At 45.8% G+C, this 18,177-nt stretch carries 24 protein-coding genes; 1 reads left to right on the forward strand and 23 read right to left on the reverse strand.

The annotated features are described in order from the left end of the window. Positions 1-304: 304 nt before the first annotated feature. The 7 genes from dqlB to ACOTX5_RS22165 all read right to left on the reverse strand — a co-directional run bounded on the left by dqlB (position 305) and on the right by ACOTX5_RS22165 (position 3,417). Entirely contained in the window at positions 305-400 is a 96-nt protein-coding gene (dqlB, locus tag ACOTX5_RS22135; protein ID WP_000609145.1) for a DinQ-like type I toxin DqlB, read from the reverse strand. Between the two features lie 804 nt (positions 401-1,204). Beyond that, on the reverse strand, positions 1,205-1,483 hold the full coding sequence (locus ACOTX5_RS22140) for a hypothetical protein (protein WP_001093608.1): 279 nt from the start codon (positions 1,481-1,483) through the stop codon (positions 1,205-1,207). Then, positions 1,480-1,755, reverse strand: coding sequence for a hypothetical protein (locus ACOTX5_RS22145; protein ID WP_000557557.1), 276 nt, complete (start codon positions 1,753-1,755; stop codon positions 1,480-1,482). The genes ACOTX5_RS22140 and ACOTX5_RS22145 overlap by 4 nt, the downstream gene beginning before the upstream one ends. Positions 1,756-1,772: 17 nt before the next feature. Next, positions 1,773-2,027, reverse strand: a complete 255-nt coding sequence (locus ACOTX5_RS22150) for a hypothetical protein (protein WP_000510385.1) — start codon at positions 2,025-2,027, stop codon at positions 1,773-1,775. A gap of 109 nt (positions 2,028-2,136) precedes the next feature. Beyond that, entirely contained in the window at positions 2,137-2,958 is an 822-nt protein-coding gene (locus tag ACOTX5_RS22155) for a SprT-like domain-containing protein (RefSeq protein ID WP_000196235.1), read from the reverse strand. After that, positions 2,955-3,134: a hypothetical protein gene (locus ACOTX5_RS22160; protein ID WP_000136657.1), complete on the reverse strand. Its 180-nt coding sequence runs from the start codon at positions 3,132-3,134 to the stop codon at positions 2,955-2,957. The genes ACOTX5_RS22155 and ACOTX5_RS22160 overlap by 4 nt, the downstream gene beginning before the upstream one ends. A 16-nt stretch (positions 3,135-3,150) precedes the next feature. Next, on the reverse strand, positions 3,151-3,417 hold the full coding sequence (locus ACOTX5_RS22165; RefSeq protein WP_032072053.1) for a hypothetical protein: 267 nt from the start codon (positions 3,415-3,417) through the stop codon (positions 3,151-3,153). On the opposite strand from ACOTX5_RS22165, the gene ACOTX5_RS22170 reads away from it, so the two are divergent. Beyond that, complete coding sequence (locus tag ACOTX5_RS22170; protein ID WP_000351937.1) at positions 3,407-4,057, forward strand: YkgJ family cysteine cluster protein; 651 nt, start codon at positions 3,407-3,409, stop codon at positions 4,055-4,057. The genes ACOTX5_RS22165 and ACOTX5_RS22170 overlap by 11 nt on opposite strands. 37 nt (positions 4,058-4,094) lie before the next feature. Here ACOTX5_RS22170 and ACOTX5_RS22175 read toward each other — a convergent pair whose 3' ends face one another. The 16 genes from ACOTX5_RS22175 to ACOTX5_RS22250 form a co-directional block, all read right to left on the reverse strand. Beyond that, positions 4,095-4,550 (reverse strand): H-NS family nucleoid-associated regulatory protein, encoded by a 456-nt coding sequence (locus ACOTX5_RS22175; protein WP_001293458.1) that lies wholly within the window; start codon positions 4,548-4,550, stop codon positions 4,095-4,097. Positions 4,551-4,561: 11 nt separating this feature from the next. Next, on the reverse strand, positions 4,562-6,889 hold the full coding sequence (topB, locus tag ACOTX5_RS22180) for a type IA DNA topoisomerase (protein ID WP_004199098.1): 2,328 nt from the start codon (positions 6,887-6,889) through the stop codon (positions 4,562-4,564). 3 nt (positions 6,890-6,892) lie between these two features. Further along, positions 6,893-8,155 (reverse strand): AAA family ATPase, encoded by a 1,263-nt coding sequence (locus ACOTX5_RS22185; RefSeq protein WP_000517490.1) that lies wholly within the window; start codon positions 8,153-8,155, stop codon positions 6,893-6,895. Positions 8,156-8,237: 82 nt separating this feature from the next. Continuing rightward, a complete protein-coding gene (locus ACOTX5_RS22190) occupies positions 8,238-8,732 on the reverse strand; it encodes a thermonuclease family protein (protein WP_001215543.1) in 495 nt (164 codons plus the stop codon). Next, entirely contained in the window at positions 8,729-9,055 is a 327-nt protein-coding gene (locus ACOTX5_RS22195; RefSeq protein ID WP_004208538.1) for a hypothetical protein, read from the reverse strand. Before ACOTX5_RS22195 ends, ACOTX5_RS22190 begins: the two co-directional genes overlap by 4 nt. An 85-nt stretch (positions 9,056-9,140) precedes the next feature. After that, positions 9,141-9,455, reverse strand: coding sequence for a TrbM/KikA/MpfK family conjugal transfer protein (locus ACOTX5_RS22200; protein ID WP_000754496.1), 315 nt, complete (start codon positions 9,453-9,455; stop codon positions 9,141-9,143). 87 nt (positions 9,456-9,542) lie between these two features. After that, positions 9,543-9,935, reverse strand: a complete 393-nt coding sequence (locus tag ACOTX5_RS22205; protein WP_000738524.1) for a cag pathogenicity island Cag12 family protein — start codon at positions 9,933-9,935, stop codon at positions 9,543-9,545. Further along, positions 9,932-11,767, reverse strand: a complete 1,836-nt coding sequence (locus ACOTX5_RS22210; RefSeq protein ID WP_000053822.1) for a type IV secretory system conjugative DNA transfer family protein — start codon at positions 11,765-11,767, stop codon at positions 9,932-9,934. The genes ACOTX5_RS22205 and ACOTX5_RS22210 overlap by 4 nt, the downstream gene beginning before the upstream one ends. A gap of 2 nt (positions 11,768-11,769) precedes the next feature. After that, positions 11,770-12,804, reverse strand: coding sequence for a P-type DNA transfer ATPase VirB11 (gene virB11 / locus ACOTX5_RS22215; protein WP_000650512.1), 1,035 nt, complete (start codon positions 12,802-12,804; stop codon positions 11,770-11,772). Next, positions 12,801-12,998 (reverse strand): DNA-binding protein, encoded by a 198-nt coding sequence (locus tag ACOTX5_RS22220; protein WP_000629109.1) that lies wholly within the window; start codon positions 12,996-12,998, stop codon positions 12,801-12,803. The genes virB11 and ACOTX5_RS22220 overlap by 4 nt, the downstream gene beginning before the upstream one ends. Before the next feature lies 1 nt (position 12,999). Further along, entirely contained in the window at positions 13,000-14,214 is a 1,215-nt protein-coding gene (gene virB10 / locus ACOTX5_RS22225) for a VirB10/TraB/TrbI family type IV secretion system protein (RefSeq protein WP_001295060.1), read from the reverse strand. Then, a complete protein-coding gene (locus ACOTX5_RS22230; protein WP_000783386.1) occupies positions 14,211-15,140 on the reverse strand; it encodes a TrbG/VirB9 family P-type conjugative transfer protein in 930 nt (309 codons plus the stop codon). Before ACOTX5_RS22230 ends, virB10 begins: the two co-directional genes overlap by 4 nt. Before the next feature lie 5 nt (positions 15,141-15,145). Then, the gene (locus ACOTX5_RS22235) at positions 15,146-15,874 is read right to left on the reverse strand and encodes a virB8 family protein (RefSeq protein WP_004199085.1); all 729 of its coding nucleotides are present in this window, start codon (positions 15,872-15,874) and stop codon (positions 15,146-15,148) included. Positions 15,875-16,068: 194 nt separating this feature from the next. Then, the gene (locus ACOTX5_RS22240) at positions 16,069-17,124 is read right to left on the reverse strand and encodes a type IV secretion system protein (protein ID WP_000235886.1); all 1,056 of its coding nucleotides are present in this window, start codon (positions 17,122-17,124) and stop codon (positions 16,069-16,071) included. 11 nt (positions 17,125-17,135) lie between these two features. Continuing rightward, the gene (locus ACOTX5_RS22245) at positions 17,136-17,393 is read right to left on the reverse strand and encodes an EexN family lipoprotein (RefSeq protein WP_000759841.1); all 258 of its coding nucleotides are present in this window, start codon (positions 17,391-17,393) and stop codon (positions 17,136-17,138) included. A 9-nt stretch (positions 17,394-17,402) separates the two neighbouring features. Next, positions 17,403-18,173, reverse strand: a complete 771-nt coding sequence (locus ACOTX5_RS22250; RefSeq protein ID WP_000716326.1) for a type IV secretion system protein — start codon at positions 18,171-18,173, stop codon at positions 17,403-17,405. Positions 18,174-18,177: the final 4 nt, after the last annotated feature.

The following is an 18,177-nucleotide window of genomic DNA, read 5'->3' on the forward strand; positions in this document are numbered from 1 at the left end:
ATTATTCCTTCACGCTGGCAGAACTGGTGACCAAAGGACATCTGAGACCATTAAAAGAGGCGTCAGAGGCAGAAAACGTTGCTTAACGTGAGTTTTCGTTCCACTGAGCGTCAGACCCCTGTTACCGATGCAAGAACAGGGGAGTTTCATGAAATGCCTGTTTAGGAGTGATTAAAGGTAACTTGTGCGCAGAAGGTCAGGTGTGTGGTGGTTAGTACAGACTAGTGAATGTTGTAACTAAACTATATTTTTATTAAAGGCCGGAGGTGGTGTTCCTCCGGCCTTAATTACGTTTCCGTGTTCATTAGTCGATGAACTGGCGGATCAGTTCCAGAATGGCAATCAGCGCGTTTGCAAGCGCCGCTACCGCCCTCAGAACGATGATTAACAGGTTAATCATCCGTTTTCTCCATAAATGGAGTAAAGACACCGTGGCTTGCTCTTACACTGCCTGTCACCACGGCTTCTCTTCGTCTTGTCAGTTGTAGAGAGTCTCACTCCTGCCAGAGCACAGATAACCAGCACCACCTGTATTACCTGTCAGGACTTTGAACCTGTTCATGCCGCATTTAGCGGAATGCAGGGAGAGACTCACCACAGAGCTAACCCTCTGATTATACGTTTATCTAACGTTCAGGCAAACCGTTAACGCACAGTCACTGCCCGTCATATTGCATAATCAGGCTTCACGGATTATCATACTATTGTCAGTTGTAGAGAGTTTCCCTTCCGGGCTGAGTTACCAGCTCGCACCGGAACCGTAAAAAAGCCGACCTCACCAGTCGGTTTTTTTACGTCTGCGGTTTCCCGCTTCGTTTAAATCTATTTTAAATGAATAAATTGTTCTGCGGCAAACCCAACAACATAAGGACGTTAGGGTTGATGGTTGCCGAAATCGCGGTGCGTTACGTGAATTCTGAGGTTTTGCGAGGGGGATTGGGCGCGAGAATTTACGAGAGAGCGCCGGAACAATGCCGGGATCACAAACCATCACCCGTGAAAGAAATCTTCCGGCATTGCCCGGTCAGGTAGTATGACATTCATTGTCAACGGCCATCAATTTATAAGCTGCTTTGCACTTCATAAAAGATCACCACCAGGGCTGCTAAAACAGTACCGATAGCCAGCACGTTAAAAAGTACGTCCTTCATCTTTACGAACGACATACTGATTTGCGTCCTTTCCCTTTTGTCAGCCTTCTCTATCATCCAGCGTTGGTATGAATCACTGTTACTTTTTCTGTCCATGTTCCCCCCAATTCATCAATGAGCACCAGGCGGCCACCAGGCTTCTTGCCAACAAAGTAACGGCCTCGCGGCAGACGTTCGCCAGTCTTCAGCCGTTCGATCCAGTCCTGAAATGCAGGGCGCGGTTTATAGCTGTAGCGGCCAAAATCAGCTAAAGACTGCGTGACCATGACTGTTTGGCAGCCATGCTTTCTCATATCACGAAACGTATTTTCCAGTGCAGCCAGTGTATTCATTTGCACGTTCTCTCTGCTTTTCCCATGAAGATATTAACGACACTCAAAACTAACACCGTTGGCATGATCACGGCAGCATAGCCGACAGCAACGGCCTGATATATGGTCAATGAGTAGTCGGGCTGTTTATACAATACGACTGAAAAAATGCTCCCCAAACAAGCAAGCAGAGTTAAAAACAAGTAATCGACAAATCTGTTTTTATAGATAACCCATGCAACGATGCAGGGATATGACACCAGGCACAGGATAATCGCATTTGTGGTATGCACGTTTCGCTCCTTGTTATTTAAGGGTTGTCAGCCAGATCAAACAGATTGTTCAGGCTGGAACGGAATTGTTTTACCGATGATACCAGCTCCTGACTCCGCGCTTTTTCCTGCGCCAGTTCACGCCGTAGCTGCGCCATCTCGTCTCTGTTACGCTGAAGCTCAAGGATAGCCGTCATAAAGGTTTTGCTGGCTGATGCCTGTCCGGTCGCTTCCTGCGCCTTTTTAATGGCCTGATCTTCGTCGTCATTCGTTCTGATTGTGTAATGCCCCATGATACCCCTCTTTTGCTGTCATTTTTGCGCTGCCGGCGCGAACCCGGGAAGAAACTTTGCTGGCAAAAAACACTGGCCAACAGATGTGACCGGGAAAATTTGCTGGCAATTAATTTTCGATGAAAGCCAGCTCGCAATCGCCGCATTCAATATTCAGTCCGGCTTTGCCCCACACGGCAGCGCCACACCCGCGACACTGATATTTAACTTTATTTCGTTTTGGCTTGTCCTCAAATGCTGCAACTGACAAATCATTGTCATTGCTCCCGGCCATATCATCTGAATGGCTCCCGTTCTGCGGTGACACTGACGGCAGCAGAGCCATAGAAAGCACCGCTTCTATATCAATCCCGGCCTCAGCATTTTGATGCGCCAGAGCAAGCGTTTCGCGCCATTGCTCTATTACGGCGGTCATATCTTTTTGTTGTTCGACCTGGACAGGGAAGCGATCAAACCAGCTCAAAGCAAATTGCCCCTGGAACAGTTCCAGTGTGACGCGCTGGAAGCGGCCACCAGGGATCGGATAGTCATTAATCTTCTGGCCGACTTTCGCACCACCAGGTCTCCCGGTGGAGGAGGGCATAAGTCCGATACTTTCCATTTTTGCCGCCCACTGCGCATTGTGGTACGTCTTACGCGACGGGTTGCCGTAGTGGTACTGCCACATATGGCACTGCTCATGAACCAGCGTTTGCATGACTTCAATAAGCGGGTACACCGGGAAGTATTCAGGATTGAGGGCGATTTCATCAATCATCCTGCCGCTGCCGTCAGCAGCAACAAAGCGCCTGTAACTGAAATAGCCCATTGTGTTCTTGCCGCGCTGGAACGTAATCAGACAGTCAGGGAGTTCGCCGTCAAAAAGGCGCTGGTTATAGAAATCAAACGCCTGTTGTAGCTCGCTGTAAGCGCGTTCCGTGGCTCTTGTCATGCTGAAGTTCGCTTAGCGGCGTTCCGATATTCCTGTAACTCTGCAACAATAGCAGGGAACACATCAGCGCAACGCTGTGCCAGCTTAACCGCCTTTGAACAAACGCCCATACCATGTGCTCTTTTGAGCGCCTCCAACAAATCTGCCAGTTCCTCGTCAGTGATTTTTTCAGTCATCTATTAAGCTTCTCCATTATCTGTATCGTACGATACAGATAATATAAACCACACCTTTGATAGCGGCAATCTTTTTTGCTGGCAATTTCACGCCCAGGGCGGGCATCGAGCGGGTAATATTGCTGGCAAAAATCAACGGCCAAACCGGCTGCAGGAAACTGGTTTGCTGGCAAGCGTGATTTACTGCTGGGCTTGACACCTTGCCATTGTATGACGCTTGTTTTAGTGTCAAATGAACAACCAGCGCGAGAAGAATATAGGAAGCAAAAGCAATGGATATCAAACCTAACTCAGTGATCCACCTGGAGCCAGGCGAAACATTACCCGGCTATACCAATCTGAAACCCGTACCTGATAAGTATTTCGATGAGTTAAAGGCACTCATAAATAAACTCAATACTCAATCCGGTAATATTTACCTCAAGTTAAAACAGATGTACGCCTTTTTGGATCGTTTTAACAAAGAATTTGTGAGCACGTTTACCTCCTGTCAAAAGGGGTGCTCTTCGTGCTGTAAAATGGATGTTCATTTAACCGCGCTTGAGGCAACACATATTGCACAAGCAAGTAAACTTACTGCCAGAGACAACCCGCTTACGACCGGGCATGAGTCAAAATGTCCGTTTTTGTCTGAGAAGGGAACATGCTCAATCTACAATTACCGCCCGCTGTTATGCAGGACATATCATGTACTCACTCCGCCGGAGATGTGTAATGACCTGGATGCACAAGTCATGCAGTATGGTTCTCAAAGCGCGAACATGGGAAATCACATCTACAAAACAATAGCAGAGTGGATCTATTTTCAGACGTATCACTGCACTGGTAAGTTAGAAACCAAAGATATCAGAGACTACTTCCCTTATCCCCGCGAAGATATCCAAAGATTTCTTCACCATAACCCCCCGCGCCCTTTTTGCTAAAAAAAAGCCTCTGACGCAGTGTCAGAGGCTTGTTAGATTACTGTTCGTCACCAGCAGTGCTGGAAGCATCTTTTTTGATGAGAAACTCATCAAGAGAACGGCCAGCTTTTAACGCTTCGTCGATTGGTTTTGGTGTCCGGCCACGACCAGACCAGTATTTCGTTTCGCCGTTTTCATCAAACTGATATTTAGGCGGCGCTTTTGGCAACGTCTTTTTGCGTGTTTTTTGCGCATCTTCGGACAGGCCAAGCAGTTCTTCCGGTGAAAAACCTTCTCCGGCAATCAACTGGAGCAGTTCCTGGCGCTTTCTTTCGCGCTCTGCGCGTTCTGCTGCCTCACGCTCTGCTTCTTCACGACGTTCTTCGATCACGGCGTTAAGCTTTTCCTGCATTTCCAGCAGTTGTTCAAAGCTGGTTTCTCGCGCAAAAACACGAACAGAGCGAATATTCAGGAGTAGCTTTTTTGTTGCGTCAAACGTTTCATTTTCACTCATCGAGTTAATCCTTATTTTTTACTGAACTGAAACCCAAGTTTACCCGTAGTTTTATCCTGCAAAACAATTGCAGCGTCAAACTTTTTCCCGGTTTTATTACTGGTAAAGCCTTTAATCTCTCCGGTTTTACCTTTTTTGATTAATGTCTCAACCTGATTTTGTGTCAGTTTTTTTCCTGACACTTCAGACCAGATTTTAAACTCGCACCCGGAACAGAAAAAGCCTTTAGGCCGGATAATAATTTCTTTACTGCATGAAGGGCAGGGGGCTTCGAGCCGGGACATGGAACCTTCTGATCTGGATTTTGCTTCCATATCCGGTTTGCCGTCTTTGTCCGGGAATGTTGTCTTGCATTCAGGGTAGCAGGAGCATCCCCAGAAAAAGCCATTTTGCCCCTTACGCTTACGCAGGAAACCGTTGTTACAAACCGGGCAGGGCGTGGCATTTGAAGAAATCGAAATTCCGTTCCTGTCCAGCTCGTCGATTAACCCCTGGACGTACTCATCATTTTCCTTAATAAACTCCTCAACTGTCAGCTCTCCGGCTTTGATCTGAGACTGCTTTTCAGCCCACAGAGCGGAGATATCCGGTTTAGTGATTTCAGGAGGCAGTGCAGCGCAAAACTCCTGGCCTTGTTTTGTGGTTTTCCATACCAGCTCCGAATACCCCTTTTCTTTTTCGATGGAGATAAGCCCGGTATTTGCCGCCAGTTTCTCAAGAATACCCGCGCGGGTGGCTTCCGTTCCGATACTGCCACGATCACTGCTGCCCTCGTCTTTCGCTTCCAGCGCCTTTCTGAGAGCCGGATCATCAATGAATTTTGCCGCACTCGTCATGGCGGCCAGTAACGTTGACTCTGTGAAATAGCGAGGTGGTGTAGTCTTTTTCTTGTCCACGTCTGCCGATTCACACAGGCCGCTGTCATTAAATTTCAGCAATGAAAGGTCAAAACCGTCCGTTCCGGCATCTTCGGTTTCGTCCTCGTCATCACTATCCTTACCCAGCGCTTCCCAGCCCTTTTGTACCAGAACGCTCTGTGTGGCCGTAAAGGTATCCCCCTTAATATCAAAGTGGATTTTCGTCTTGTTGCGGATCGCATCCGGGTAGAACAGCCCGATAAAGTAGACGGACACCAGGTTATAAACGTTCCGCTCTTTTTCATTAAGCTGAATACCGGCTCCGCTTTTTGTCGTCGGGATGATGGCGTGGTGCGCCTCAATCTTACTGGCATTAAAGGCTTTGTGTTTCTGGCCTTTATCCATATCTACGATCGCAGACGCCAGTTCGGGTACGGTGGCCGCTATAGCAGTGGCAATATCTCCGGCCTGGTAATAATGCTCATCTGAAAGATAGCGATTGTCAGAACGTGGATAGGTCAGAAGCTTGTGAGTTTCATACAGCCCCTGCATCACATCGAGCGTATCTTTTGCAGAATAACCAAATCGCTTTGCGCAGAGCTGCTGAAGCGTGGAAAGGTTAAGCGGAAGCGGAGGCTTGCTATTTTCCGGCTTTGTCGTCGCGATAGTAACAATAGCATCCTTACCCGTAACACGTCCGGCAATATGCGCGGCCTGAGCTTCGGAGATCAGGCGTTTTTTCTCGTCTATCTGATCGTCGTCTGTTGTCTGATATTTCGCCTTAATCTGATGCCCGTTCATCGACAGACTGGCGAATACATCGTAATAAAAGCTTTCTGTGTGATTCTGGTTCGCCAGCGTGCGCATGTTCACCAGACCAAGAACGGCACTTTGTACCCGGCCAACGTTCAGAACGCCGTCATAGCCCTTCTCACGGCCTTTTAATGTACATCCCCGCGTCATGTTATAGCCAAAACCCTGATCGCACAGGGAACGCGCCAGGGCGCTTAACGTCATACCGCGAAATTTATCGTTAGGTTGTAAATTCGACAGTGATTTTTGCACTGGCGCAAGGTTGAGGTCGGCAACAAGCAGTCGCTGGACGGGTTTCTTGTTTCCGGCATAACCCAGAATCTCATCAACCAGCAAACATCCTTCATCATCGGGGTCGCCTGAATGAACGATGCTGTCGGCTTTATCGATAAGAGACAAAATAATGCGGGTCTGTGCTTCTGATTCAGGCTTGATTTTATATTTTGGCGGATAAACCGCTTTAATGGGTAAATCACTATAACGCCAGTTGGAATATTTGTCGTCATAATCCTGTGGGTCGTAAAGCTCCAGCATATGACCATAACACCAGGTAACGACATCAGAACCGTGTTCAAAATAGCCGTTTTTCTTTTCTGTATTGGGATTTCCGCCCAGTCCTTCAAAAATAGCCTTTGCTAAAGACGGTTTTTCTGCAATAAAAAGTCTCATTAATCAATCCTCAAGGTAACTTGAATAGTCAGGCTGCGCACCATTCTTTTTAAAGATTTCTTCCCTTTCCTCTATGTCTTCTTCTGCCTCCTGCACACTAAGGTCAAGGGTTCCTTTCAAAAAGGCACGCGCATTCTTGATTACATCTACTGTTAATTCGTTTTTTGTTCCGCGAATCATGCCAATAGCAATATTTATTATCTCCTTTATTTCAGCAGGAGTCGTTCTGTCCAGCACCGCGCCAAGTTCTTTAAGGTCAATATTTATATCGTCTGGTAAGTACATTTTGGCACAAGCGGCAGCGGCTTTAGTCCGAAAAGCACCTACAGATATGATTCTGTCAATTCTGCCAGGGCGTTTTCTGATGCGCGGATCAATCCGGTTAGGATAGTTCGTTGAAAAAATAACATATGTCCCGGCAAGATTTCGCGGTGTATCAGCCCCATCAAGAAAACTTAACGTTCCGGCATCAGCCCGATAAAGTTCATCAACCTCTTCAGCTATTATGATAACGGGTATTTTCTTTTGAGCTGCGGCATAGCAAACATCTTTAAAGTAATCATCAGCATAAACAAATACATATTTATCCTGATATTTTGCCCCCAAAGCTTTTGCGATAGTCGTTTTCCCTGTGCCCGGAGGACCAGTAAAAAGCACTTTTCGCATTCCTGACTGACCATAACGGGTGTAGAAATCAATATCCGAAAAGAACTGATTAAAGTCATTCTCCAGCTCATTAAACTTTGGATGAACAGAAAAACGTAAAGCGTTTTCTATTTCTTCCTTCCTTGCCTTACCGTGATAATAAACGCCGTCGTAACACCCGATTTTCCAGATACCTTTACGGGGTAAAGAGCGGTTTAATTTAGCGCGTCCAGCTTCGCAAAGATTATGAAGCATCGACATACTTTTGGTTGTGCCAACTGCGTACTCCATTCTGACTTTAGAGTTAAGAATGAAGCGAATAATATGAACCACTTCATTTTGACCAAGATGAATCCGGTATGCTCCCGAACCATCTTTAAACATAAGCTTTTTAATCCTCCCGGCTTTAGCCATAACAGGGCTACTTCCCGTATGAACGACGGTTGAAGCAACGGGTTCGATATCAAGATTCGAATAAATTTTACGATTCTTTCTGTTTATAAAAATCTCTGCCACTTTAGGATAGTAATCACAATCCTTTACGACAGTACCAAAATTATCTTCACCGTAATATTCTTTATGGAGCCGTAAAGCCTGCTCTACCAGAGTTAATTTACCCATATGCGCACCATGTATATTAAAAACCGTGACGTTGCCTGAAGATTTTCTTCAGGCAGAGGAGGGGTTGGACAAGCGAAGCGCGTCAGTTTTGTTTATGACGCCACTCCCACGGAGGAACGGGATTACTGTCAGCCCACAGGCCGCGCTTCTGTGTCTGAGCTTCCCGTTGCAGAGCCGGTAATGAGTTATCGGTGTTGTACCTGTCATAAACCCATGCAGCCCCTTTTAGCACTTGCTGGCGGTTAGCCTCAGTGCCGTTCGCTGTCACCACTCGTCCCAGGACTCGCCCGTAGCGATCTGTTTGCGTATAAGAGACGGTAACTGATTGCCCTGCCAGCAGGGCTTTAAGTTGATTGGTTGACCAGCGACCAAAGGGTTGTTTTTTTTCCGGTGCATCGATATTTATCAATCGGACTCGAATCGGAACTTCATACACAACAATTTTCGCGGGTAGTGTTTTAACTTCGATGGTATCTCCATCGAGAACGCGAATAACTTTCCCCTGAATCTGAGCAGCACACAATGTAGCTGGCAACAGGGCAACAGCAAAGGAAAGAACATTAAAAAAATGTCTCATTGCTTTCTTCCCTCCCATATTGCTGAGAGTCTTTTAAAAATGGATAAAACGACGACTAAAGCCACTGCGATAACAGCCAACGAAGGAAGTACATAGCTGTATAACTCAACCATGAAATTAATAAACTCAATGAGCGATTGCGGCTTTAAGGAAGCATCCCACAAAACGATAACAAAACGATAAAGCCCATAGACAATTGCCGGAAACCAGACCATAAACAACAAAATTTCAGTAAAAACAGAAGCGACCGATTTGACACTATCGATAATTTCAATTCCGGCAATTCTCACACTTCTTGCATCAGGTACGTTAATAATTTTCATCCTCCCACCCCTGTAAAAAATGTTCGCAAGTTCCAGTCTCAAACCTGAAACTTGCGTATTCACATCAGAATTAAATCAAACAGAATTAAAAGTTTTTCAATCGGCCAAAGCTTGAAATAATTTTACTTACTGTACCTGCATCAGCCGCAGGACATTCATTTAGTTTTTTCTTTCTGGCATCTGCCGTGTGATCGGGTAAAAAACCATGTTTATTCTTTTTCCTGATTGACATAAAACTTTTATACATCGGGTCACATTCTGCCGGACTACTTCCGTCAAGTTTTCCGGCAAGGCATAACACCATTGCACATGGATCGTTCGGGTCGGCCTTTTCCTCAGCATGAGCAGTTCCGGCAGCGAACGCACAAAGCAGCACTGCCGTGGTTACGGTCTTTTTCATATACACCTCATGGATAACGGGCAACTAACGCCCTGCGGTTGTTCAACCCCGGCTCAATAAAATTACAAGAATTTTATTAATCCGGCGTTATCGTGATAAATAAACACTGGTAGTCCGGCAAGAAAAACAGTTCATTTTATAACGATACTGTATGACACCGTTTGCACCGTTCGCCCTCAACCAGTTTTTAGCTGTGAAAAAGTCTGTTCCGTTACTGGTTTCAACAATCACTGAATCAGAATGTGCAACAGAATAAAAAACAGCATCATCGTAAAGGCGGTTTTCAGGCCTGAAATTATGGATAACCTTAACCCACGATGAATTAACCTTGTCTGATTTAATAACTGAGTATGTCGGTTGCCAGTCCATTAATTGTGTATTCACCGTTTCAGGATTCTGTTCCCAGTCAACCTGTGGTGGTTCAGGCGGAGAGGAACAGGCAGAGAGAAAAAGGACACTGACCATTAACATTTTTTTCATAGTAAAACCTCTGACTCCAGCTCACCGACGGAGAGCATTTTTTCTTTAGAAGGATATTTAAGCCCTTTAACACCCAATACTTTTTTAGTCTTATTCAGAGAGGCGGTTAACTCGGTAAGTTTGGGGCTTACCATCATCAGCCTGTCCATAAAATACGGGTCGAGGAAGTAGAGGGCTTTCTCAGCTTTAACCGGGTTTTCACCTTTAAGAATGATAAATTCTTCTTTAAAATCCAGCGTTCCCAGCTCCTGCGGGAGCACAAGGGCGCGCTGCGCCTCACTTTCTGAACTGCTTTTCGACGTTGAGCGTCCGCTTGTCTTGCTTGAACCTGTCGATTTGGTGGTGATATAGCCCAGCTTTTCCGAAATCTTTTTAGCGTCATCTTCTTCACTGACAGCGTAGATAATCCGGCAGGGATGCGCACTCATCAGCGTTTTGGCACCTTCAACACCATAGATTTCATTAAGCTGACTGATATTCTGGTAAATCGTCAGAAGTTTGAGTTTAAACCCGGCAATATAACCCGAACCTTTTTTAATGATTGGCATGTAACCAATAGACGGAAACTCATCCAGGAACATCAGACAGTCATGTTTCAGTGTCGGGTCAAAGTCAGGGTTTTCTCGTAACGTGACTTCCACAACGAAGTTAAAGAACAGGTTGAGGAAGTCATAGGCCAGGGACATATCTTCAGCATTAACGCCAACATAAACAGTGATATCTTCCCGGCGCAACTGGCGAAGGTCGAAATCATTGCCGTCTGTACATTTGCGAACAGTCGGAAGATAAAACAGACTCATTTTCTTACGAAACGAACCATCAATACTCGAACGTTGTTCGTCTTCGGTTTCGTGATACTCCCTGATTTTGGTCAGGGCATCGCGCAGATGATACAGCGCGTTTTCATCAAGTCCTTTTGTTCCCTCCAGGTCTTCTCGCTTACTGAGTATCAGCTCCCGGTCGATGTTGCTGTACAAATCGACTACAGAACCAATTGAGAAAACAGGTTTAAGCCCGAACTCACCAAGCCAGGAGGGGTCGTAGTTAATAAAGAAATGAAGCAATTTTGCCAGCCCCGTCCAGTACTGCCCCGCGAGGTTATTAAAGTGTGCTTCCGCTCCGGTCAGACCGTAAGACGGGAACAGGATCTCAATCAGCTTCAGCAGGTCTTTAGCCCCGCTCTCTTCTTTTAAATCAATATAGAAAAGCGGGTTAAACTGATGCGTTTTACTGTTGAAAGGGTCAAGAAGATAGACCTTATTACCCAGCAGTTTTTCACGTACCTTACTGGTGATTTTCCACAGTTCCTGTTTTGGATCTAATGCAATCAGGGAATGTTTCCTGACCAGCAGGTTTGGAATACCTATTGCAGCCCCTTTACCTGCGCGGGTTCCTGCGCCAAGTGATACAAAATCTGGTGCGGTATACCACAGGTATTTACCTTTATATGCACCTACAAGAATATCAGTATCGTTTTCTTTCTCCCATTTCAGAAGTTTCGATTTTCTTAAATCATTATCACTGGCAAACTTCGCGTCACCATAAAGAGCAACATCCGTTTTATTCAGTTGCCAGATAATAAAAACAGGCACAATGAGAGACGAAACCATACCTGATAAAAGAGAGGGGATTGCGGTTAACCTGATATCTGTCCGTATATTACTCTCTGTTATTATCCGCCACAGCAGCATGGAATCAAAATTCTTCCATATATAAAGCGGCGTTTTTCCGTTCAGGAAGTAAACAGCAACTGAGCCAGTATAATACGTCACAAGACACATAACCAGACCGATAAAAGCCCACTGGCCTTTATCGGGTAGTTTCAGAGACATAATCACTCCTTCAGCTTTTCAAAGTATTCCTGAAAATGAATATCACGATAGTAAATACCCGATGCAAATCGGTTATCTTCCTCATCGATGTACTTAATACTCATAATCACATCGACGTTGCTTAACACCCTCCGCAATATAATGTTATAAGGCAAATTCTGACATTCAGGGTTCATATAGCACCGTTGAACCAGTCCAAGCACAGCATCTTCAGGGGTGCTCTCATGGACGGTTGTAAGGTTCCCTGCATGGCCGGAACTTGAGCCTTTGAGAAAATCCCAGGCTTCCGCGCCGCGAACCTCAGTCATGAGGATTCTGTCCGGGTTCATACGAAAACCAGAACGTAAAAGAGAAGCGGAACTGACAGTGCTACTTTCCCCTTCTGACGGGTAATACAATTTCACATGATTTTTGTGGAACCTGAACTTTGCTTCATCTGTATCTTCAATTGAAATACATCGTAAATGATGGGGTATGTACTGAAGACAGGCATTTGCAAAGGTGGTTTTACCCGCCCCCGTTCCGGCACAAAATACCATCGTTTTACCCTTAACCAGGCATTCAGGGACAAATTGTTCAAAACAATTATCTTTAAACATTGAAGATAATTCATCTTCTTTATCCCTGAATTTCCCCCCTTGATTTAGCCTTGAGTAAAACCCTTGTTTAACAAAGGTATCATGGTCGATAAACACACTGGACGGCTTACGGATTGTAATAGACACCGTTTCCCGTTCCGTTGCCGGGGGAATAACTATTTGTACACGCTCCCCTCCGGGGAGCGTAACAGAACGTAAGGGATATTCTGGCGTAACCGACCCACCATCATGATAATCAGAAATTGCCCCTGCAAATGACATACAATCTTTAAAATCCATTTTTAATTCATGCTGCTGCCATTTCCCACTCACTTTAACAAACAGTTCATCAGGCCGATTTACCGCGATTTCAGTTAAACCATCGACTTCATTAAGCCAGTGGTGGAAGTATTCATCTATTATTTCATAAACAATATGTCTGTTCTCTGCATCCTTCATAATTCACCTTTTCCTTTAAGATCTTCAATAAAACGCATGACTTCTTCGTAATTAAATCGATGCGTTTTGATTTGTTTCAGTGGTTTGGGGAAAGGAACGCCATTTATTGGTATGCCCTTACGAATATGATGGTATATTTCGCTTTCCCTTATTCCTAACAGCATTGAAAACTCTTTGATATCCAGCGTTATCAAATTACCTCCGGGTACCCACCATTTTTAATTTGTAGATGCTGGAGAAATCCAAATCCTGACCAACGATCAGAGTAATGATTTCCCCCTGGTTTTTATAAAGCGTTGGAGGGATATTTACGCTGTTTGCAAACGCTTCGCGTGCTATATCAGCAAAAGCCTGGCGACTGTTAGCTGTATAGTCGGTCTGATTGTCTTTATTACTTTTAGCCGCTCCACTTGCGGCCTGTGCCACATCGGGGATCATGCCAACCATCATCGCGCCCATAAAGCGATCTGCAAAATGTGTGTCAATCCAGCCTGAAGCCCCGGCCTCACCCAGCGCTCCCGCCGCCTGTGTATCAATCAGCGGAATATCAATGAAAGGTTCCTTACGTGTTCTAAGCTTCGTAGCAGCGATAAACACGGCTCCCTGACCATGATTGAACGTGCCCGTTTTATACATCAGATATGCGGCTGTTCCCTTTTCAATTAGCTTTACATTCCTGTTTGCACTGTATACGTCCTCATTAATCGTACAGACCAGCTTGCCAGCCAGATCAGAAATAAATCGTCTGTCCAGCGAGCACTTAATCGCGGTATTTTCAGGAATGAAAAGGTTAGGGTCATAAGGAACGCGCGTAATTTTAGAAAGCTGCGCGGGTTGCCCTGCATTAACAGGCTGAACCTCTGCCTGTTTGTCACTGCCGTCCCCCTCGTTCCTGGTATTGCTGGCCGTTGATGAGCTACCACCGGAATTTGAGGAAGCAGAGCTGCTCCCCCCATAGGCCACATCCAGCGCACGACTGAAGTTTTGTTGTACTTTTTCCGGTGGCGTTTCCGCTTTGCCGCTGCTTTCCTTCCGTTCTTCCGTCTTAGCCGGTTCTTCCCTGGTGTTGAATGGATCAACATCATCGCTGAGTCCTGTCGCGCGTTTTACTGAACCAGTAGATACCGCATTACTGGCAGGCTTATCATCACCGCTGGACATTGCACGAATAATCGACGGGATATAGTAGACAGACACCCCGGCGGCCAGCAGAAGGAAAGCGGCCACAATAATCACCAGCCCCTTACGCGATTTTTTAAGCTTCTCGATACCCAGGCGTTTTACTGATTTACCGTCATCTTCATCTCCCTTATCCGTTTTATCGTTTTGCTCAATTTCTTTCTGATGCCGTTCCCGTAGTGCCTGTTCAATTTCTACAGCGGTCGGGATTTTATTTTCCTGTTCGCTCACTGGATCACCTCTTTCTCAACGTTCGGGGAAACGGTATCTCCTGCCGGAAGACGGACTTTGCCAAAGCCCCGGTTTTCAACCCCAACAACCTGATTTCCCATACGCAAAACAAAGCGCTGGTCTACAGGAACACCAACAACGGTGAAACTACCGCTGTTTTTGACTACCGGGTTAGTCAGCGTTTCCTGTTCGCCGCTCATAACAAAGACGCTGGGGATTTTCTTCAGGGGGCTGAAGCCAAACCAGGTATAGCGGCCATCGTCATACGCATAATCCGGGCTGATTGACTGGCTGCCGTCAGCTACCCGCTTCCAGTAATCCCAGTTCTTGGGCGACTTCGCATTTTCAAGAGAACGGTTGATTGCCTGCTCCTCCTGCCGCTTGTTAAGAGCCTCAATCCGTTTCTTCTCGATTTCGGCTTGCTCCTTCCGGCGTTCCTGCGGGTACTGGTAATTAACAACAAACGCGATCTTATCCGGCTGCCGGAACGTTCGGGCGTTCAGCTCCATGCTGTAATTACGTTTTGTTGTGCGAACAAACAGGTTTGTTCGCCAGCGTTCCAGGTCGTTTTCAGGATCAAGGGCTACACTGACCACCTCTGAAGACTGGTTGCCATTGTCATCGGTACTGTTCTTCTGTACGGTCTGTTTGACGGGCTTCACTTCGAGATACACCAGGTTATCTTCTTTGTTCACTTCCCAGCCCTGGGGAAAGCCGGTTCTGGCACTGATGACCGTTTCATCCTCGTCAAATACCAGTGTGGTTGTATAGCCAACCGCACTGTTTATGACTGTCGTGTTTTGCGGGTTATAACTGACAATCTGATTACGGGGATCAAAACGGCTGGCTGCTGGCGTAACGGCTGCATGGCAGACGTGCGACACCAACAGAAGCGCCACAATTAGCGCTCCTTTATTCATTTTCATAGTTTTCACCCTTTCACTTCTTTATCGCGTACATAGCTCGTTACAACGAATTTAAGCGGGTTATTGTTTCGGTCACCCGATGCCATTTCGACCTGTGGTTCAATACGGTAGGTCAACCGGACGTTCCAGTATTCATAATCATCCTGGCCTGTCGCGACATTTCGAATGGTTAATTTAAACCGGATATATGCTCCCATATCCTTATCATCGCGCCGGGATGACGGACTGATAATCACGGACGGATTATCCTGAACAGATGCGGTTTTTTCCGCTTTATTATAAATAACCTTTGGTGACTGGTTGCCGTTGATTAAAGCGTTGTAATCCGTCGCCACATTCTCAGCGCTGTATAACAGAACATAATCATAATCATGCTGGAGACTGAAATAGTTATACCCTTCACGACGCTTCACATACTGAGTAATGAAGTATTTCGCCAGCGCTTCATTTTCAGAGAGGTTTTCTTTTTTAACAGAAGTCAGTCTTTCAGCAACGCCAGTGACACCATTAATAAGATAAGCTTCGACAACCGTACTCTTTAACGGTAGCGCTCCATTCAGTGCCAGCAGAGACAACACACCTACGGCAATTCCTGCAATACCACCGAATTTATAAATGCGGTTCATTTTCTCCTGCATCAATACATTTTTCTCTTCAAAAGTAGTTGAAGAGTCTGTTACTTCTTTTTTCTTGTTAAAACCGGGAAGTTTTAATCCTGAGAGTTTAAACCCCATTGCGCATTACCTCTGCTGAATTAACAGGTTCGCTTTTTCCGGATACCGGAGGTTGTTTATGTGACGCCTGGCATCCGACAAGGCAAAGCGTCACGATAGCCGTGATAAGTAGTTTCATAATGTGAGAACCTAAATAGAGGAGTGAATATTTACTGCGGAATACTCAGAGTTGACAGATTTAAATAATAAATCGGTTAACCTCCATATTTCTTTTTCGCCGCATCTATCGCAGCCTGGCGAAGCCTCTTAGCGCCAATATTAACGCCCTGCCCGGTCAGATTCCCCAACTTACCGGATACACCAGGAGACTGGTTGAACCCTCCATCCTGACGGCGAACGCCTTTCCATGCGCCAATCCCTGCATTTTTACCCATACCAAGCAGATTACGCCCCATACGGGAAGCGCCGAACACGCCAGCACCAATCCCCATTGCGGCTGCCCCTTGCATCGCGCCTTCAACACCTACCCCTGCGAGCTGGGAAGCATAGGTTTTGGCTTGCCAGATAATCCAGGCCATAAATGCACCTGCAACCCCGGCCTGAGCACCTGTTGATATCAGATTTAATTCATCTGCGTTAGCTATCGAGATTGTCAGAATGCCATTAAGGAACGTCATTCCCGCTTTAATTGCCAGTCCACAAAACAAGAATATGAAGCATGAGCTAAATATTAACTGAAGCCAGCTATTAAACATCTGCCTTAAAAAACCAAATGAAAGACAAATAATAAACAACGGCGCGGTAATAGTAAGTATCTTAATAGTAACTTCGGCGGCGAGATAAACTATTGAAGTTAGCAATAATGCAATTATCCCTCCAGCATATGTTAATAAAGATGCGATTGCCCCATCTGTTTTCACATACTTCGAAGTATCTTTGGACATAAGATATGCAGCTACCTGCTGAACTTTCTCCCAAAGCTCGTCAACCCATTTCCAAGGATCACCTCCTGCAAATGTTTCCTTCAGCCCATCAATGGCCTGAGTTGCACTATCTAACCACCCCCCCATATTTTTGACAAAAACAAGAATTAACCAGAATCGACATAGATTCCATAAAAAATCCTGCACTGCGGTTTTTTGCTTCCCAACTATTGTGGTATAAGCATACCACAATATATAAATGGAAATACCATACTTACCCAACTGAGACGCTATTGAAGAAAAGTTATCTAACTGACCAGTCAAAGACTGGTCAAGAGTTTTAACAATAACGTCATGAGCGGCCTGGAAATACCTAGAAGTTGCCATAGTGGCTCCTTTTAACTTCCATCTTTACCCAATACATTTTTGAATGCATCTTTATAGTCAACATGCTTAGGATGTAATTGCTTATACCTAAACAAACCTTCCTTAGCGTTTTTACAATTTTCGCTATCACTCCCAGACTTTTTGCATTCAGCTACTTTTTTCGTTGCATCGTCTACGTGAGACTGCCACCAGTCTACAGATTTAACCTCTTCACACCCGGTAAGAAAGAATGTAAGCCCCAACGCCGCAACTAATCCATATTTTTTCAAAATGCCCCCTCAGTTCATTTCATAACTCTGCTGCTCAAATGCTGCCTTATAATCAACAACTGGAGTTTCTTTATTAACAGCCCCTAATTGTTTCTCCTGGAAAGCAGCCTGTAACATTTTCTCCTTGTATTCTGCAAGATCGCGCTGCTTATCGCGATACATTTCATACTGAAATTTGAGCTTGTTAAATTTCAGGCTTGCCAGAGATACAGCGTTTGTCGCGTCCTGCGTGGCTTTCGTGTCCTGGGCGTTCTTCACCTGGTCGATAAGGTCGGCCATTTCCTGATTATCTTCACGCAGTTTACTTTCCAGCTTATTGCCGTACTCGATCCCCGCCAGTTGGGACAGGAACGAGGCTTCACAGCCCCGCACCAGGTCGCCCGTATATCCCAGCCCCTTACAGGTGTTTGTCACCTTATAATCGGCCAGTAGTGATCTGGCTTGCTCAGACAGGGTGGCTTCCGGGTTCTTAATGTAATCATCAATGAAGGAGTTCCCCTGGTCGTAAATATTCTCCAGCTCCTTACTGACAGATTGCGCAGACTGCACCAGTCCCTGAACATCACGAATGCCCGTTTTGGTCAGCAGCTCCTGCTTATAGGCATTAATCTGTTTCTGGTAGTGGTTCACGGTGTCCTGCCACTGTTTGAGGCGTTCTGTCCAGCGCTGCGCTTCGACAGCCCATTCAGGGTTTGCATCAATGGCAACGGGAACACCAGCCTGAGCACCAGAAATAACCGTAACAGAGGCGATAAGTGCCGCAACGATATGCTTTTTCATAGGG

The sequence above is a fragment of the Enterobacter cloacae complex sp. IR5441 genome (assembly GCF_049238215.1).
GTDB classification, from domain to species: Bacteria; Pseudomonadota; Gammaproteobacteria; order Enterobacterales; family Enterobacteriaceae; genus Enterobacter; species Enterobacter hormaechei_C.

Coding starts and splice junctions, on each gene's coding strand:
- ACOTX5_RS22170 (WP_000351937.1), top strand. CDS start 3,407: ATGGATATCAAACCTAACTCAGTGATCCACCTGGAGCCAGGCGAAACA.
- dqlB (WP_000609145.1), bottom strand. CDS start 400: ATGATTAACCTGTTAATCATCGTTCTGAGGGCGGTAGCGGCGCTTGCA.
- ACOTX5_RS22205 (WP_000738524.1), bottom strand. CDS start 9,935: ATGAAAAAAATGTTAATGGTCAGTGTCCTTTTTCTCTCTGCCTGTTCC.
- ACOTX5_RS22210 (WP_000053822.1), bottom strand. CDS start 11,767: ATGTCTCTGAAACTACCCGATAAAGGCCAGTGGGCTTTTATCGGTCTG.
- ACOTX5_RS22250 (WP_000716326.1), bottom strand. CDS start 18,173: ATGAAAAAGCATATCGTTGCGGCACTTATCGCCTCTGTTACGGTTATT.
- ACOTX5_RS22140 (WP_001093608.1), bottom strand. CDS start 1,483: ATGAATACACTGGCTGCACTGGAAAATACGTTTCGTGATATGAGAAAG.
- ACOTX5_RS22200 (WP_000754496.1), bottom strand. CDS start 9,455: ATGAAAAAGACCGTAACCACGGCAGTGCTGCTTTGTGCGTTCGCTGCC.
- ACOTX5_RS22235 (WP_004199085.1), bottom strand. CDS start 15,874: ATGGGGTTTAAACTCTCAGGATTAAAACTTCCCGGTTTTAACAAGAAA.
- ACOTX5_RS22150 (WP_000510385.1), bottom strand. CDS start 2,027: ATGGGGCATTACACAATCAGAACGAATGACGACGAAGATCAGGCCATT.
- ACOTX5_RS22230 (WP_000783386.1), bottom strand. CDS start 15,140: ATGAAAATGAATAAAGGAGCGCTAATTGTGGCGCTTCTGTTGGTGTCG.
- topB (WP_004199098.1), bottom strand. CDS start 6,889: ATGAGACTTTTTATTGCAGAAAAACCGTCTTTAGCAAAGGCTATTTTT.
- ACOTX5_RS22185 (WP_000517490.1), bottom strand. CDS start 8,155: ATGGGTAAATTAACTCTGGTAGAGCAGGCTTTACGGCTCCATAAAGAA.
- virB11 (WP_000650512.1), bottom strand. CDS start 12,804: ATGAAGGATGCAGAGAACAGACATATTGTTTATGAAATAATAGATGAA.
- ACOTX5_RS22240 (WP_000235886.1), bottom strand. CDS start 17,124: ATGGCAACTTCTAGGTATTTCCAGGCCGCTCATGACGTTATTGTTAAA.
- ACOTX5_RS22175 (WP_001293458.1), bottom strand. CDS start 4,550: ATGAGTGAAAATGAAACGTTTGACGCAACAAAAAAGCTACTCCTGAAT.
- ACOTX5_RS22190 (WP_001215543.1), bottom strand. CDS start 8,732: ATGAGACATTTTTTTAATGTTCTTTCCTTTGCTGTTGCCCTGTTGCCA.
- ACOTX5_RS22155 (WP_000196235.1), bottom strand. CDS start 2,958: ATGACAAGAGCCACGGAACGCGCTTACAGCGAGCTACAACAGGCGTTT.
- ACOTX5_RS22195 (WP_004208538.1), bottom strand. CDS start 9,055: ATGAAAATTATTAACGTACCTGATGCAAGAAGTGTGAGAATTGCCGGA.
- ACOTX5_RS22160 (WP_000136657.1), bottom strand. CDS start 3,134: ATGACTGAAAAAATCACTGACGAGGAACTGGCAGATTTGTTGGAGGCG.